Genomic DNA, 14,470 nt, shown 5'->3' with positions numbered 1-14,470 from the left:
GTCGTGTGTCAGCCGTCGTGTGTCAGCCGTCGTGTGTCAGCCGTCGTGTGTCAGCCGTCGTGTGTCAGCCGTCGTGTGTCAGGGGATCGAGACGTTCGTGGTGTTCACCGGCGCGGAGTAGATCTCCTCGATCTCTGCGGCGAAGTCCGCCACGATCGTGTGCCGCTTGATGCTCATCTTCGGGGTGAGGTGACCGCTGGCCTCCGTCCACTCCGAGGGCAGGATCGTGAACTTGCGGATGGATTCCGCACGGGAAACCGTCGTGTTGGCGTTGTCGACGGCGCGCTGGACCTCGGCGCGCACCTTCTCGTTCTTCGCCGCGTCGGCCAGCGACATGTCACCGGGCAGGCCGTTGTTGGCCAGCCACGTCGGCAGCATCTCGGGGTCGAGCGTGACGAGGGCGGAGATGAAGGGCTTCTGATCGCCGACGACCACGACCTGGCCGACGATGGGGTTCGCGCGGATCGGATCCTCCAGGGCCGCGGGGGCGACGTTCTTGCCGCCCGCGGTGACGATGATCTCCTTCTTGCGGCCCGTGATCTTCAAGAACCCCTCGGCATCGAACGAGCCGATGTCTCCGGTCTTGAACCAGCCGTCGTCGAACGCGGCGGCGGTGGCCTCGGGGTTGCGCCAGTACTCCTTGAAGACGTTGATGCCGCGCACCTCGATCTCGCCGTCGTCGGCGAGGCGGACGCTCACACCCGGGAGAGCCGGACCGACCGTGCCGATCTTCGACTTGGTCGCGAGGTTGACCGTCGCGGGCGCCGTGGTCTCGGTCAGTCCGTAGCCCTCGAGGATGACGACGCCGAGGCTGTGGAAGAAGTGACCCAGCCGCTCGCCGAGCGGAGCGGAGCCCGACACGGCGTACGTGACCCGTCCGCCCATGGCGGCGCGGAGCTTGCTGTAGACCAGACGGTCGAACAGGCGGAACTTCAGCCGCAGGCCGAGCGGGATCTTCTTGCCGTCCTGCAGCAGGGCGGAGTGCTCGATCGCGGCGTGGGCGGCGGCGCGGAAGATCTTCCCCTTGCCGCCGGCCTCGGCCTTCTGCTCGGCGGAGTTGTACACCTTCTCGAACACCCGCGGCACGGCCAGGAGGAACGTCGGCTGGAACGATCCCAGGGCGGGCAGCAGCTGCTTGGTGTCGGGCTGGTGCCCGGTCTTCACGCCCGCGTGGACGTTCAGGATCGAGATGAAGCGCGCGAAGACGTGCGCGGTGGTGATGAACAGCAGGGTGGATGCTCCGGGGGTCTGCACCACTTCGTTCAGTGCGACCGCGGAGTTGCGTGCCAGTTCGACGAAGTTGCTGTGGGTGAGGACGCACCCCTTCGGGCGTCCCGTCGAGCCCGAGGTGTAGATGAGGGTGGCGATGTCGGCGCCGACCGCGAGATTGCGCCGACGCTCGATCTCTTCGTCGGTGACGTCCTTGCCCTGGGCGACGAGGGCGTCGAGGTCGCCCGCGTGCATCTGCCAGACCGACCGGACGAGGGGAAGCTCCGCCTTGACCTCCGCGACGCGGCCCGCGTGGTCCGCGGATTCGGCGATCACCGCGACCGCGCCGGAGTCGGCGAGGATCCAGGAGATCTGCGCGGGGGAGCTCGTCTCGTAGATCGGCACCATGACGGCGCCGGCGAAGAAGATCGCGAAGTCGACGAGGGTCCAGTCGTAGGTCGTGCGGGCGATGAAGGCGACCTTGTCGCCGGGCTCCACGCCCGCCGCGACGAGGCCCTTGGCCAGGGCGATGACCTGGGACTGGAACTGTGCGCCGGTGATGTCTCGCCAGCCGTCGCCCTCGGGAACGGCGAACAGCGGACGCTCGGGGGTCGCCTTCACGCGCTCCACGAGGAGGTCGCTGATGTTGGCTTGGGGGTCGGCGGGGACCACGGCCGGAACATCGAATTGGATCACGGCAACTCCTTCGGTACCGATTCGGTCGGGTGTCCTCCGATTCTAGTCGAGGCATATCGGGCCACGAAGCGCGCAGGCCCGCGGCTAGACTCGATCCGCCTCCTCGGGCGGGGCCCAGGACGGAAGGGATGCGCGTGCTCACAGTCGGGATCGACATCGGTGGAACGAAGATCGCCGGCGGCGTCGTCGATTCCGACGGTCGCATCCTCGACAAGGGACGCGTCGACACGCCCGCCGACACCGCCGAGCTCGCCGCAGCGGTCGTGGCGATGGCGCGGTCGTACATCGATCGATACGACGCGGTCGCCGTCGGCGTCGCTGCGGCGGGCTTCATCGACAAGGCGCAGGCCACCGTCATCCACGCTCCCAACATCGCCTGGCGCAACGAACCCCTCAAGGCCGTCCTCGAAGCCGGGATCGGGCGCCCGGTCACCATCGAGAACGACGCCAACGCGGCCGGATGGGCCGAGTTCCGGTTCGGTGCCGGCTCGACCGTCGACGACATGGTGATGCTCACGATGGGCACCGGCGTCGGCGGTGCCGTCATCATCGGCGGTCGGATGTTCCACGGCGGCCACGGCATCGCCGGCGAGCTCGGTCACATGAGGTTCACACGCAACGGCCTGCCGTGCGGATGCGGGCAGAACGGATGCCTTGAGCAGTACGCCTCGGGTCGCGCTCTGCAGCGGGAGGCGGGCGCGATCGCCGACTCCGGCGGTATCGGCGAGACTCTGGCCCGCGCGCGCTCGGAGCACGGCGGACTCACCGGACATGTCATCTCCGAGCTCATCCTCGCCGGCGATCCGGGTGCGCTCGAGGCGCTGCGGCGCGTGGCCACCGCGCTCGGCGAGGCGTGCGGGGGTTTCCAGGCCGTCCTCGATCCCGAGCTCTTCGTCATCGGCGGGGGAGTGGCCCAGCTCGGCGACATCCTCCTCGAACCGGTGCGTCTGGCCTACGAGACCTCCCTGCCGGGCTACGGCGAGCGCCCGGTCGCAGATTTCGCGATCGCCCGACTCGGCAACGATGCCGGTCTCATCGGCGTCGCCGACCTCGCCGGCCGGGAGGCGTGAGGGTCGATGTTCTACTGGCTGATGAAGTACGTGGTCATCGGACCGATCCTCAAAGCCATCTTCCGACCGTGGGTCGTCGGTCGACGGAACGTCCCGGCCGAGGGCGCCGCGATCCTCGCCAGCAATCACCTCTCCTTCGCCGACTCCATCTTCCTGCCGCTGATGATCGACCGACCGGTGTCGTTCCTGGCCAAGAGCGACTACTTCACCGGCCGGGGGCTGAAGGGCTGGGCCACCCGGGTCTTCTTCAAGGCCACCGGGCAGCTCCCGATCGACAGGTCGGGCGGGAAGGCCTCCGAGGCGTCGCTGAACACGGGCCTGCAGGTCCTCGGCCGAGGCGACCTCCTCGGGATCTATCCCGAGGGCACGCGCAGCCCCGATGGGAAGCTCTACCGGGGCCGGACGGGCATCGCTCGTATGGCGCTGGAGGCACGGGTACCCGTGGTCCCGGTCGTGATGGTCGACACCGACACGATGATGCCGATCGGCACCCGCATCCCGCGCGTCGCGCGGGTCGGGGTCGTGATCGGCGAACCCCTCGACTTCTCCCGCTTCGCAGGGATGGAGGGCGATCGGTACATCCTGCGGTCGATCACCGACGAGATCATGGTGGCGCTGCAGCGACTGGGCGAGCAGGAGTACGAGGACGTCTACGCCTCCACCGTCAAGGACCGTCTCGTGCCTCGGGGACGGGCGGCGTAACACCAGGCCCGCGCGGCGTCGGGCGGCTCTCCGGCGTCGCTAGACTGATCGGATGCTCGCTCCCCTCGACGGTCTCGACCACTGGCGATCCCTGCCCATCAAACAGCAGCCGCAGTGGTATGACCTCGACGCCGCCGCGGCGGCCTCGGCGGAGCTGGCGACCCTTCCGCCCCTCGTCTTCGCCGGCGAGGTCGACATGCTGCGCGACCGTCTCGGCCACGCGGCCGCGGGGAAGGCTTTCCTCCTCCAGGGGGGTGACTGCGCCGAGACCTTCGCGGGCGCGACCGCGGAGCAGATCCGCAACCGCATCAAGACCGTGCTGCAGATGGCGGTCGTGCTCACCTACGGCGCGTCGATGCCGGTGGTGAAGATGGGGCGGATGGCGGGGCAGTTCGCCAAGCCGCGCTCGAGCGACACCGAGACGCGCGGCGATGTGACCCTCCCGGCCTACCGCGGCGACATCGTCAACGGGTACGACTTCACCGAGGAGTCCCGCAAGGCGGACCCGGCGCGACTGCTCAAGGGCTACCACACCGCCGCCTCCACGATCAATCTGATCCGGGCGTTCACGCAGGGTGGCTTCGCGGATCTGCGCGAGGTGCACAGCTGGAACCAGGGTTTCGCCAAGAACCCCGCCAACCAGCAGTACGAGCGGCTCGCCACCGAGATCGACCGGGCGATCAAGTTCATGGAGGCGGCGGGCGCCGACTTCGACGAGCTCAAGCGCGTGGAGTTCTACACCGGGCACGAGGGCCTGCTGATGGACTACGAGCGCCCGATGACGCGCATCGATTCGCGCACCGGCACCCCCTACAACACCTCGGCCCACTTCGTGTGGATCGGGGAGCGCACCCGGGACTTCGACGGTGCGCACATCGACTACTTCTCCCGGATCCGCAACCCCATCGGGGTCAAGCTCGGACCCACGACGACGCCGGAGACCGCCCTCGCCCTGATCGACAAGCTCGATCCGGAGCGTGAGCCCGGCCGCCTGACCTTCATCACGAGGATGGGGGCGGGAAAGATCCGCGACGCGCTGCCTCCGCTGTTGGAAGCCGTCCGCGACTCGGGCGCGCTTCCCCTGTGGGTCACCGACCCGATGCACGGCAACGGCATCACGACACCCACCGGGTACAAGACGCGTCGGTTCGACGACGTCGTCGACGAGGTGCGCGGATTCTTCGAGGCGCACCGTGCCGTGGGGACCTTCCCCGGCGGCATCCACGTCGAGCTGACCGGGGATGACGTGACGGAGTGTCTCGGCGGCTCGGAGATGATCGACGAAGCGACGCTCGCGACCCGCTACGAGTCGCTCTGCGACCCGCGCCTGAACCACATGCAGAGCCTCGAGCTGGCGTTCCTCGTCGCCGAGGAGCTCGAGAAGCGCTGAGGCCTCGGGGTCGGCGGCGTTTCGTCGGCCCGGTGCGGGTTCAGCCGGTGGCGGGTTCAGCCGGTGACGGTGAGCTGGATGTAGATCCTGGTGCCCCGCACGACGAATTCTCCCGCGCCCGGATCCATGCTGACGACCTCGGTCAGCGAGTCGGGGATGGCCGCGAAGAAGACTGCGTAATCCACCTGGAAGCCCGCGTCCTCGAGCGCCGCGATGGCGCCGTCTCGGGTCTGGCCGACGACGTTCGGGATCTCGAACAGGGGAGGCCCGGTGGAGACGATGAGCGTGACCGTGTCGCCGGGCTGCCACCAGCCGCCGCCGTCACGCTCGGCGATCCCGATGACCTCGCCGTCGGCGTAGGTGTCGCTGGTTTGCTCGATGACCTGATCGCCGACGGCGAGCTGCACACTGCCGAGCTCGGACCGGGCGCCGTCCACCGAATCCCCGGCCACGTCGGGCACCGGGCCGCGGGAGACGAACAGCGTCGCCTCATCGGCCTGTCGGGCGGTGCATCCTTCGTCGCAGACGATGTCGTCACCGCCGCCACGGGGGTGGATGCGCATCCCGACCACCGTGCCGGCCGGCGCGTCGGTGAAGAACTCGGCGTCCGTCCGTGTGGAGATGACGTTCTGCGCCAGGAGCTCGCGCACCTGATCGGCGGGGAGGTCGACGACCCTGCCGAGGGCGACCTCGGCGGGGCCCTGGGAGACGACCACCGTCACGAGCGCGTCCTTATCCAGCCGGGACCCGGCCGGAGGATCGGTCTCGATCACCAGACCGCTCTCCACGTCGACGCTGTATTCGCCGCGTTCCTCCGCGCGCAGCGACTTTTCGCCGAGGATCGCCTCTGCTTCGGCGAACGTCGCGCCGCGGACATCCGGCACGGCGACCAGGGATCCGGGACCGGAACCGAACCACCAGCCCGTTCCTGCGGCCAGCGCGGCGAGGATCAGCACCAGGGCGATGAGCCATCCGCCGCGGACGGTTCGCCGCCGGGTCGCCTGGCGCAGCCGCGCGGCGTTGTCGGTGTCGCCGACGATGGCCGCAGGCCCCGTCGCCGCGGCCGGGAGCACCTGCGTGAGCTCGCCGGAGGGCAGGCCGTCGTCGTCGGGGATGCCGCGACCGGCCGTTCTGGTCACCTGCGGCGCGACACCGAGCTGGCGTTCGATCTCCCGCAGCCGGTCGAGCATCTCCCGGGCATCCATGGGTCGTTCGTCGGGATTCTTCTCGGTCGACCACAGGACGAGCTCGTCCAGCTGCTCGGGGACACCCGGGTTCTTCGCGCTCGGGCGCGGCACCGAATCGGTCGCGTGCTGGAAGGCGATCTGCATCGGCTGCTCGCCCTTGTAGGGCTGCTCGCCCACGAGCATCTCGTAGAGCATGATCCCGAGTGCGTAGATGTCCGAGCGTGCGTCTGCGACCCCGCGTGTCACGAGCTCGGGGGCGAGGTAGGCGATCGTTCCGAGGAGCTGGGCGCCGCTGGCGGTGTTCGCCGTCGCCGCGCGGGCGAGTCCGAAATCGCCGATCTTGATGCGGCCGTCCTCGGCCAGAAGCACGTTCTCGGGCTTGACGTCGCGGTGGATGATGCCGGCGCGGTGCGCTGCGGACAGGCCCGACAGCACGGCATCCATGATCGTGATGGTCTGCGGGATGGTGAGCCGTCGCTGCTCTCGCATCAGCTCGCGCAGGGTGATCCCCGGGAGGTACTCCATGACGAGATACGCCATGTCGCCGTCCTGCCCCTGGTCGAAGACGTTGACCACGTGCGGGTCGGCGAGCCGTGCGGCGGCACGTGCCTCCTGGATGAAGCGGCTCTGGAAGACGGAGTCGTCGCTGAGGTGGCCGTGCATCACCTTCAGCGCGATGCGCCGCTCGAGCCTCAGGTCGGTGGCCACGTACACGGTCGCCATGCCACCGCGCGCGATGCGCGCACGGACCCGGTATCGGCCGTCGACGAGACGTCCGATCAGCGGGTCGGCCTGCTGACTCGTGCTCACGGTCAGAGTCTACGGACGGCGGGGTGGCAGCCCGGGCAGCGGCTCACCCCGGCGTCCACACCGATCAGCCGTAGGTCGCGAGCCACCCGAAGGCCGGGGCCTCCCACGTCGCATAACGATCCGGGAACGCCGAGATCTGAACGCTCTGCGCGGCGCCGGCGAACGACATCGACTCCCACCCGGGGATGTCGAGGAGACCGCGGGTGCGCGAGCCGTTGGGATCGGACGGGCCGCCGAAGAAGGCCTTGGTCGCCCGAACGGGATCGCGGACCTCGTCGGTGCTTCCCCATCCGGTGCTGGGTCGCTGTTGGAACAGCCCCAGGGAGTCGCGGTCGCCCCAGTCGAGGTTCCGCAGCCACGACTCCACCATCGCCGTCCCCAGCGCGACGGCGATGCCCCGGTCGGAGACGCCGAGCTCTCGGCCCACGGCGATGATCGTGCGGACATTGCCGATCTGCTCGTCATCGAGCGTCACCGTCTCCGCCGCGAGGACCGGCGCCGGCGCGGCCGGCGCGGCGGGGGCGGCGGGGGCGGGCGCCGTCGCCGCCGGGATCGCGATCGTCTGACCGGGGTAGATGATCGATGAGGACTGCAGTCCGTTCGCGTCGAGCACGGCCTGGGTGGAGACCCCGTGACGACGCGCGATCGCACTGATCGTGTCCCCCGCGACGACGGTGTAGCCCGTGGTCGTCGCGGGCGCCGCCGGCGCCGGCGCTGCCGGGGCGGCGGACGCACCGCTCAGCCGGATCACCTGTCCGGGATGGATGACACTGCTCCAGCCCAGTCCGTTCAGGGCCAGGACATCGGTCGTGCGCAGCCCGTGTCGGGCTGCGATCGCGCTGATGGTGTCGCCGGGCTGCACCACGACGCTCTCGGGTGCCGCACTGTGCGCGGGGACCGTCACCGGTGCGCGACCGGTCGAGGACGCGGCGGCACCGAGGGAGACCCGCTCGACGCCCTCGCGGGCGACGGGAGCAGCCTCCTGCGCGGCGGCGGGCGAGGGGAGCATCGCCACCGCCAGGGCGCCCAGCGCGGTCGCGGGAAGGCCGAGGCGGGCCGTCGTCAGCCGGGCGGTTCGTGAGCGAGACATGGTGGTCCTCCCTGCGGGGATCCTCCCCGCCAGCTACGGTGTCACGCGTGTAAACCACTGTCAACGAAAGTGACGGATGTGAAACATGAGGATGTCCTCATGTCGCCCGATCCCGCCGCCGCGCGCAGGGATGAGTGCGCGGAGGAATGAGATAGTGGCTTCGTGGCGGAGAACGACGCACCTGTACCCACCGAGTGGCTCACCCTTCCCGAACTCGTGGCGGCCCTAGACCTCCCGCTCGGGCGGGTTCGCCGCCTTCTCGACGATCGCGCCCTCATCGGCTCGAGGCGCCACGGCGCACTGTCGGTGCCCGCCGTGTTCCTCGTCGACGGCAAGCCGCTCGCGTCCCTGCGTGGGACGGTGATCGTCCTCGGTGACGCCGGCTTCACCGATGATGAGGCCATCGACTGGCTGCTGAGCCCGGAGGAGTCGATCGGCATCGCCCCCATCGAGGCGCTGCGCGCCGGGCGGAAGAGCGAGGTGCGTCGGGTCGCGCAGACCCTGGCCTGAGGCCCCCGACGCTCAGGCGACGCGCACGGTCGCCGCGCGCGCCAGCTCTCGCAGGTCGTTGACCGCCGCGTGACCGAGGTCTGCGCCCGACAGCGCTCGGCCGGCCTCCTGCGAGTACTCCTCGATGAGCGTCTCCACCCGCCCCAGGGCCCCGCTGTCGACGATGGTCCGCTGCAGGGAGGCGATCTGGTCGTCATCCAGGCCGGGATCGCCGATGAGCTCGTCGACGATCTGGCGCGCAGAGACGCCGATGCCTTCGCGGGCGTAGGCGACGAGGACGGTCCGCTTCCCCTCGCGGAGGTCGTCGCCGGCCGGCTTGCCGGTCTCGGCGGAGTCGCCGAAGACGCCGAGGACGTCGTCGCGCAGTTGGAAGGCCATTCCCAGGGGGTGGCCGAAGGCCGCCAGGGCGGCGCGCTGACCCTCGGACCCTCCCGCGAGGGCGGCACCGATGACCAGGGGCTGCTGGATGCTGTAGCGCGCCGACTTGAACGACGCCACCCGGAGGGCGCGCTCGGCGTGCTCCTCGTCAGGGGCCACGCGGAAGGCGGACTCCTCCGCGATGTCGAGGAACTGTCCGACCGTGACCTCGCGCCGCATCCGCGCGTACTCCTCGCGCGCGGTCGCGGCCGCGGCATCCTGACCCGGGCCCATCTCGGCCAGGGATTCCTCGAAGAGGTCGTCGCTCCAGGCGACGAGGAGATCGCCGAGCAGGATGGCGCCGGAGCGGCCGAACGCCGCGGCATCGCCGCGCCAGTTCGACGCGCGGTGCCTCGACTCGAGCGCGCGATGGGCGGAGGGACGACCGCGTCGCGTGTCGGAGTTGTCGATGACGTCGTCGTGCACGAGCGCGGCGGCGTGGAAGATCTCCAGGGCCGCCGCCGCCCCGATCACGGCGGCGGGCGGCTCGCCGGCCCGGGAGCGGGCCTCGTGGACCGCGCGCCATCCGGCGATGAGGAACCGGCCCCGCAAGCGCTTGCCGCCGGTCAGAGCGTCGGCCGCGGCGTCGATGATCATCGCCGCCTCGTCGCCGAGCTCCTTCGCCTCGGCACGCTGACGTGCGAGGAAGTTGTTCAGTCGCTGAGAAACAGCCTCTACGGCGCCCGCGGAAGATGACACGGCCCTAGCCTAGTAATCAGCGGGACGCGTAGAATCGTCCAACCGGATCCAGAGGGGGACCCATGCCACTCTCCGAACAGGAGCAGCGTCTGCTCGATGAGATGGAACGTCATCTCATGCGCAACGACGCCGACGTGGTCAGCGCGCGTGAAGGGCGCGCCCTCAGCTATCGCAACATCGTGTACGGCACGATCCTCGTGCTGCTGGGCCTGGGCGGCCTGATCGCCGGGGTGGCGTTGAAGCTCATCGTCGTCGGAGTGATCGCGTTCGTCGTCATGCTGGGCGGTGTCATCCTGGCGGTGACCCCGGCGCGCGGCGCACCGAAGGCGGCCCCTCGACCGACGGCGACATCACCCGGGCGCGCCACGGCGGGCGGATCGTTCATGGATCGCATGAACGATCGCTGGGACCGCCGGCAGGGCGAACGATGATCCGCGGCTGACCCCCCGCATCCACTTCCAGAGCACCGACCTTCGGGTCGGTGCTCTTTTTTGTGCGTGCGCCCCTCACTGGTTTCCCACTTTCCTCCCGGCCTCCACTTCGCTCCCCGCACACGGGAGGAGATCGATCCACGGGAGGGCGGGATGCCGCGATTCCCCCGCCCTGAGCCGGATCTCCTCCCGTGTGCGGCGAACCACGCGCACATCGGCCGCGTGTGGGGCGGCTCGCCCATGCGGCCGCGTGCCGCAGAAAATCGCGGCTGAACAGGCCCTCGGGGTATCGAAGTGGAGGAAAGTGGAGTAAAGTGGCGACCATCTTCGAAGGCCGGACGAAGAAGGGGGTGGTGTGCCGATGCTGCTGGGTACGCACACTCCCAAGCTCGACGACAAGGGCCGGGTCATCCTGCCGGCCAAGTTCCGCGACGACCTCGGCGGGGGCATCGTCATCACCCGCGGGCAGGAACGCTGCCTCTACGTCTTCAGTGAGAGCGAGTTCGAGCGCGTCCACGACCGCATCCGCGAGGCGCCGCTGAGCAACAAGCAGGCGCGCGACTTCCTCCGGATGTTCCTCTCGGGAGCGAGCGCCGAAAAGCCCGACGGCCAGAACCGCATCACCATCCCGCCGCCGCTGCGCGCCTACGCGGGGCTCGAGAAGGACCTCGTCGTGACCGGCGTCGGCGCGCACGCCGAGATCTGGGACGCCGAGGCGTGGAACGCCTACGCCCTGGCCAACGAAGACAGCTACTCCGAGATGGAGCAGGAGGTGATCCCCGGCCTGTTCTGACGCCCCCGGCTGTGACTCCCAGCCGCTCCCGCCCTGACGCACTTCCCCGGCGCCAGGTCGAGCGGATGGGGATCAGAGCCGGGGGACCGGGTCCCGATCATGAACCTCCGCGACATCCACACCCCCGTCCTGCTCGAGCGCTGTCTCGAGCTCCTCGCTCCCGCCCTCGACGCCCCCGGAGCGGTCTTCGTCGACGCCACCCTGGGGATGGGCGGCCACAGCGAGGCGTTCCTCGAGCGGTTTCCCGAGCTGCATCTCGTCGGACTCGACCGGGATCGCGACGCTCTGCGCATCGCGGGGGAGAGGCTGGCACCCTTCGGCGGCCGGGTCGATCTCGTCCACACGGTCTACGACGACATCGCGGCGGCGCTCGAGGGCGTCGGGGTCGACGCCGTCCAGGGCATCCTGTTCGACCTCGGCGTCTCCTCCCTGCAGCTGGACGAGGTCGACCGCGGATTCGCCTACTCCCGCGACGCGCCCCTGGACATGCGGATGGATCAGTCCTCCGGCGTCACGGCCGCCGATGTGATCGCGACCTTCAGCGAGGGCCAGCTCCGCCGGATCTTCGAGCGCTACGGCGAGGAGAAGCTCGCCGGACGCTATGCGCGGGCCATCGTGGCGGCGCGCACGGAAGCCCCGATCGAGCGGTCCGGTCAACTCGTCGACATCCTCACGCGCGCCACCCCGTACGCCGCACAGCGGACAGGACATCCCGCGAAGCGGGTGTTCCAAGCGCTGCGCATCGAGGTCAACGCCGAGCTGGCGGCGCTCGAGACGGCGATCCCCGCAGCCCTCGATGCGCTGGCGGTCGGCGGACGGATGGTGGTGCTGTCCTACCAGTCGCTCGAAGACCGCCTGGTCAAGCGCGTCTTCGCCGACGCCGTGGCATCCACCTCTCCGCCGGGCCTGCCGGTGGAGCTGCCCGAGCACGCCCCCCGCTTCCGGTTGCTGGTCCGCGGTGCCGAACAGGCGGATGCCGCGGAGAAGGCGCGCAACCCCCGCGCCACCCCCGTGCGGCTGCGTGCCGTCGAACGAGTGAGAGAGGCCGCGGCATGAGCGCACCCCTGATCGCTGCTCCGCTGAGCTCTCCCGCCGAAGCGCGCCCCGGTCGCCCGGGCTCTCCCCGTCGCGGACCCGATCGCCGGCTGCGGCCGGTCGAGCATGCCGCCCCCGTGGCCCGCCGTCGGCCGCGGCTCGCCTATGGCGTCGTCGCGGTGGTGGCTGCCCTCGCGATCGCGGGCGTGCAGATGATGCTCTCGATCCTGACCACCCAGAGCTCCTACGAGATCTCCTCGCTCACGCAGCAGCAGAGCGAGCTGCAGTGGCAGCGGCAGATGCTCTCCGACGATGTCGCCGGCCTCAGCTCGCCGCAGTACCTCGCCGCCAACGCCGCTGCTCTCGGGATGGTGATCGAGGAATCGCCCAACTACCTCCGGCTGAGCGACGGGGCGGTGCTGGGCGCGGGGATCGCTGCGGAGGGCGGCGCCTCCATCGACGCCCTGGGGCGCGGTTCGGTCGCCAACGACCTCATCGCCGATCGGCCGCTCGTGACCGAGCCCGACGCGACGATCCAGGGGGCGCCGGTGGACACGACCGGTGCCGGGGTCTCCGACACGCCGCCCCCGGTAGCAGACTCCCTGCCGACACCCGCCACACACTGAGAGCAATGACCACCCGAGCAAGCCGCAGTCCCCGCCGCCGCACGGTGGTCGCGCTGGCTGTCGTGCTGGCGGTCCTCGTGGGCTTCATCGTCCGCCTCGTCGACATCCAGGTGGTCAACGCCGATGAGCACATCGAGGATTCGCTGGAGTGGGCCTTCAGCGGTTCGCGGGATCTCGACGGATCGCGGGGAGCCATCATCGACGCCGCCGGCAACACCCTCGCCGGGAGCATCCTGCGCTACGACGTGGTGATCGATCCCAAGAACACCGGCGACATCACCCGGGCCGGAGAGGACGACGTCGAGACCACGCTGACGTGGCCGGAGGCGTCGGGGCTGATCGGCTCGATCACCGGGCAGCAGGCCGACGAGATCCAGCGGATCGTCGCCTCGGCGCTCGCCGCGGATCCCGCGGACCAGTACGAGTTCGTCCAGCGCGGGATCTCGACCGAGCAGTACCGGGCGCTGGCCGACCTGAAGCTCCCGTACCTGACCTTCGAGCAGCATCCCGCCCGCACGTACCCGGATGGTGCCGTCGCGGGCAACCTCATCGGGTTCATGGGCACCGACGAGGTGCCCCTGGCGGGGCTCGAGCTGAGCCAGGACGGCTGTCTCACGGCGACGGACGGGCAGCTCCGCTTCCAGCGCGGCAAGGACGGCGTCATCATCCCGGGCACCGAGGTCGAAGATCCCGCCGTGGACGGCGGCACGCTGCAGTTGACCATCGACCGGGATCTGCAGTGGTACCTCATGCAGCTCATCGCCGAGCAGGTGCAGGACATGGGGGCGCTCAGCGGATCGATCATGGTCACCGAGGTCGCCACCGGGAAGATCCGAGCGGCCGCGGAGTTCCCCGCCGTCGACCCCAACAACGTCGCCGCCTCGCCGGACGACGACCGCAGGAGCCGGATGTTCACTGACTGGTTCGAACCCGGGTCGACATTCAAGGCGCTGACAGCCGCCACCGTGATCGACGCCGGGGGGCAGAACGCCCAGTCGACCGTGGTCGCCGCGAGCACCGAGACCTTCGCCAACGGCGCGCGCGTGCGCGACTCGTTCGTCCACCCTGCGTACACCTACACCCTCACGGGCGTCCTCATCGACTCCTCCAACGCCGCGATCTCCCGCATCAGCGAGACGGTCGATCCGCAGACCCGCTACGAGTACCTCCAGCGCTTCGGCGTGGGGGAGGGGAGCGCCGTGGACTTCCCCGGCGAGCAGACGGGCCTTCTCCGACCGGCCTCGGACTGGGACAACCAGACGGTCTACAACACCACCTACGGGCAGGGCCTGACCACGACCCTCCCGGAGCTGGTCGGCGCCTACGGAGCCATCGCCAACGACGGGGAGCGCGTTCCGCTGACGCTCGTGGAGAGCTGCACCGCCGCCGACGGCACCGTGACCGGTCCCGACACGCCCGACCCCGTCCGCGTGATCAGCGAAGACACCGCGACCCAGGTGCAGCAGATCCTGGAGAACGTGGCGCTCCAGGCCAACTACGCCGACGAGATCGCGGTGCCGGGCTACCGCATCGCGGTCAAGACCGGCACCGGTGAGAAGTCCGACCCCGTCACAGGCGGATACAAGAGCGGTGCCTACTTCACCACGATGATCGGATTCGCTCCCGCCGACGACCCGCAGTACGTCGTCGCCGTGACGCTGGACGAGCCCACCAAGGTAAAGTCGTCTGTGGCCAACGCCGCGGCATTCCAGCAGGCGATGACCCAGGTGCTCAAGACCTACCGGGTCATGCCGTCGACGACGCAACCGCCTGTCCTGCCGAAGTTCGGCTGACGACCCCCTCGG

13 protein-coding genes are annotated in these 14,470 nt (G+C 69.8%); 9 read left to right on the top strand and 4 right to left on the bottom strand.

Annotation, left to right across the window (positions count from 1 at the left end; translation table 11 throughout):
- Window positions 1–78 precede the first annotated feature (78 nt).
- Entirely contained in the window at window positions 79–1,905 is a 1,827-nt protein-coding gene (locus tag MA875_RS14240) for an AMP-dependent synthetase/ligase (RefSeq protein WP_248242918.1), read from the bottom strand.
- Window positions 1,906–2,039: 134 nt separating this feature from the next.
- Here MA875_RS14240 and MA875_RS14235 point away from each other — a divergent pair, with 134 nt between their 5' ends.
- Genes MA875_RS14235 through MA875_RS14225 form a run of 3 tightly spaced genes read left to right on the top strand, consistent with a single transcriptional unit; the run spans window position 2,040 to window position 5,067 of the window.
- Complete coding sequence (locus MA875_RS14235; RefSeq protein ID WP_248242954.1) at window positions 2,040–2,975, top strand: ROK family protein; 936 nt, start codon at window positions 2,040–2,042, stop codon at window positions 2,973–2,975.
- Between the two features lie 6 nt (window positions 2,976–2,981).
- Window positions 2,982–3,677, top strand: a complete 696-nt coding sequence (locus MA875_RS14230) for a lysophospholipid acyltransferase family protein (protein WP_248242917.1) — start codon at window positions 2,982–2,984, stop codon at window positions 3,675–3,677.
- Window positions 3,678–3,729: 52 nt separating this feature from the next.
- Window positions 3,730–5,067, top strand: coding sequence for a class II 3-deoxy-7-phosphoheptulonate synthase (locus MA875_RS14225; RefSeq protein WP_248242916.1), 1,338 nt, complete (start codon window positions 3,730–3,732; stop codon window positions 5,065–5,067).
- 56 nt (window positions 5,068–5,123) lie between these two features.
- Here the strand turns inward: MA875_RS14225 and pknB are convergent, their stop codons facing one another.
- Both pknB and MA875_RS14215 read right to left on the bottom strand, forming a co-directional pair.
- A complete protein-coding gene (gene pknB, locus MA875_RS14220; RefSeq protein ID WP_248242915.1) occupies window positions 5,124–7,064 on the bottom strand; it encodes a Stk1 family PASTA domain-containing Ser/Thr kinase in 1,941 nt (646 codons plus the stop codon).
- A 64-nt stretch (window positions 7,065–7,128) separates the two neighbouring features.
- Window positions 7,129–8,154, bottom strand: a complete 1,026-nt coding sequence (locus MA875_RS14215; RefSeq protein ID WP_248242914.1) for a lytic transglycosylase — start codon at window positions 8,152–8,154, stop codon at window positions 7,129–7,131.
- 162 nt (window positions 8,155–8,316) lie between these two features.
- Between MA875_RS14215 and MA875_RS14210 the strand changes: the two genes are divergently transcribed.
- Window positions 8,317–8,664, top strand: coding sequence for an Rv2175c family DNA-binding protein (locus MA875_RS14210; protein ID WP_248242913.1), 348 nt, complete (start codon window positions 8,317–8,319; stop codon window positions 8,662–8,664).
- A 12-nt stretch (window positions 8,665–8,676) separates the two neighbouring features.
- Here MA875_RS14210 and MA875_RS14205 read toward each other — a convergent pair whose 3' ends face one another.
- A complete protein-coding gene (locus MA875_RS14205) occupies window positions 8,677–9,780 on the bottom strand; it encodes a polyprenyl synthetase family protein (RefSeq protein ID WP_248242912.1) in 1,104 nt (367 codons plus the stop codon).
- A 62-nt stretch (window positions 9,781–9,842) separates the two neighbouring features.
- Between MA875_RS14205 and MA875_RS14200 the strand changes: the two genes are divergently transcribed.
- From MA875_RS14200 to MA875_RS14180, 5 genes are all read left to right on the top strand, one after another.
- Complete coding sequence (locus MA875_RS14200; protein WP_248242911.1) at window positions 9,843–10,211, top strand: SCO2097 family morphological protein; 369 nt, start codon at window positions 9,843–9,845, stop codon at window positions 10,209–10,211.
- 361 nt (window positions 10,212–10,572) lie between these two features.
- Complete coding sequence (gene mraZ, locus MA875_RS14195; protein WP_248242910.1) at window positions 10,573–11,004, top strand: division/cell wall cluster transcriptional repressor MraZ; 432 nt, start codon at window positions 10,573–10,575, stop codon at window positions 11,002–11,004.
- A 99-nt stretch (window positions 11,005–11,103) separates the two neighbouring features.
- On the top strand, window positions 11,104–12,060 hold the full coding sequence (gene rsmH, locus MA875_RS14190) for a 16S rRNA (cytosine(1402)-N(4))-methyltransferase RsmH (RefSeq protein WP_248242909.1): 957 nt from the start codon (window positions 11,104–11,106) through the stop codon (window positions 12,058–12,060).
- Window positions 12,057–12,665, top strand: a complete 609-nt coding sequence (gene ftsL, locus MA875_RS14185; protein ID WP_248242908.1) for a cell division protein FtsL — start codon at window positions 12,057–12,059, stop codon at window positions 12,663–12,665. The genes rsmH and ftsL overlap by 4 nt, the downstream gene beginning before the upstream one ends.
- Before the next feature lie 5 nt (window positions 12,666–12,670).
- The gene (locus tag MA875_RS14180; protein WP_248242907.1) at window positions 12,671–14,458 is read left to right on the top strand and encodes a peptidoglycan D,D-transpeptidase FtsI family protein; all 1,788 of its coding nucleotides are present in this window, start codon (window positions 12,671–12,673) and stop codon (window positions 14,456–14,458) included.
- Window positions 14,459–14,470 lie beyond the last annotated feature (12 nt).

The sequence above is a fragment of the Microbacterium kunmingense genome (assembly GCF_023155745.1).
In the GTDB taxonomy this organism is placed as follows: Bacteria; Actinomycetota; Actinomycetes; order Actinomycetales; family Microbacteriaceae; genus Microbacterium; species Microbacterium kunmingense.
Note: the sequence above shows the minus strand (reverse complement) of the source record. Positions and strands in the feature narration are given on the sequence as shown.

Bases quoted from the DNA above. Each gene is read 5' to 3' on its own strand.
- MA875_RS14230 (WP_248242917.1), top strand. From the start codon at position 2,982: ATGTTCTACTGGCTGATGAAGTACGTGGTCATCGGACCGATCCTCAAA.
- MA875_RS14225 (WP_248242916.1), top strand. From the start codon at position 3,730: ATGCTCGCTCCCCTCGACGGTCTCGACCACTGGCGATCCCTGCCCATC.
- MA875_RS14215 (WP_248242914.1), bottom strand. From the start codon at position 8,154: ATGTCTCGCTCACGAACCGCCCGGCTGACGACGGCCCGCCTCGGCCTT.
- MA875_RS14200 (WP_248242911.1), top strand. From the start codon at position 9,843: ATGCCACTCTCCGAACAGGAGCAGCGTCTGCTCGATGAGATGGAACGT.
- mraZ (WP_248242910.1), top strand. From the start codon at position 10,573: ATGCTGCTGGGTACGCACACTCCCAAGCTCGACGACAAGGGCCGGGTC.
- rsmH (WP_248242909.1), top strand. From the start codon at position 11,104: ATGAACCTCCGCGACATCCACACCCCCGTCCTGCTCGAGCGCTGTCTC.
- ftsL (WP_248242908.1), top strand. From the start codon at position 12,057: ATGAGCGCACCCCTGATCGCTGCTCCGCTGAGCTCTCCCGCCGAAGCG.
- MA875_RS14180 (WP_248242907.1), top strand. From the start codon at position 12,671: ATGACCACCCGAGCAAGCCGCAGTCCCCGCCGCCGCACGGTGGTCGCG.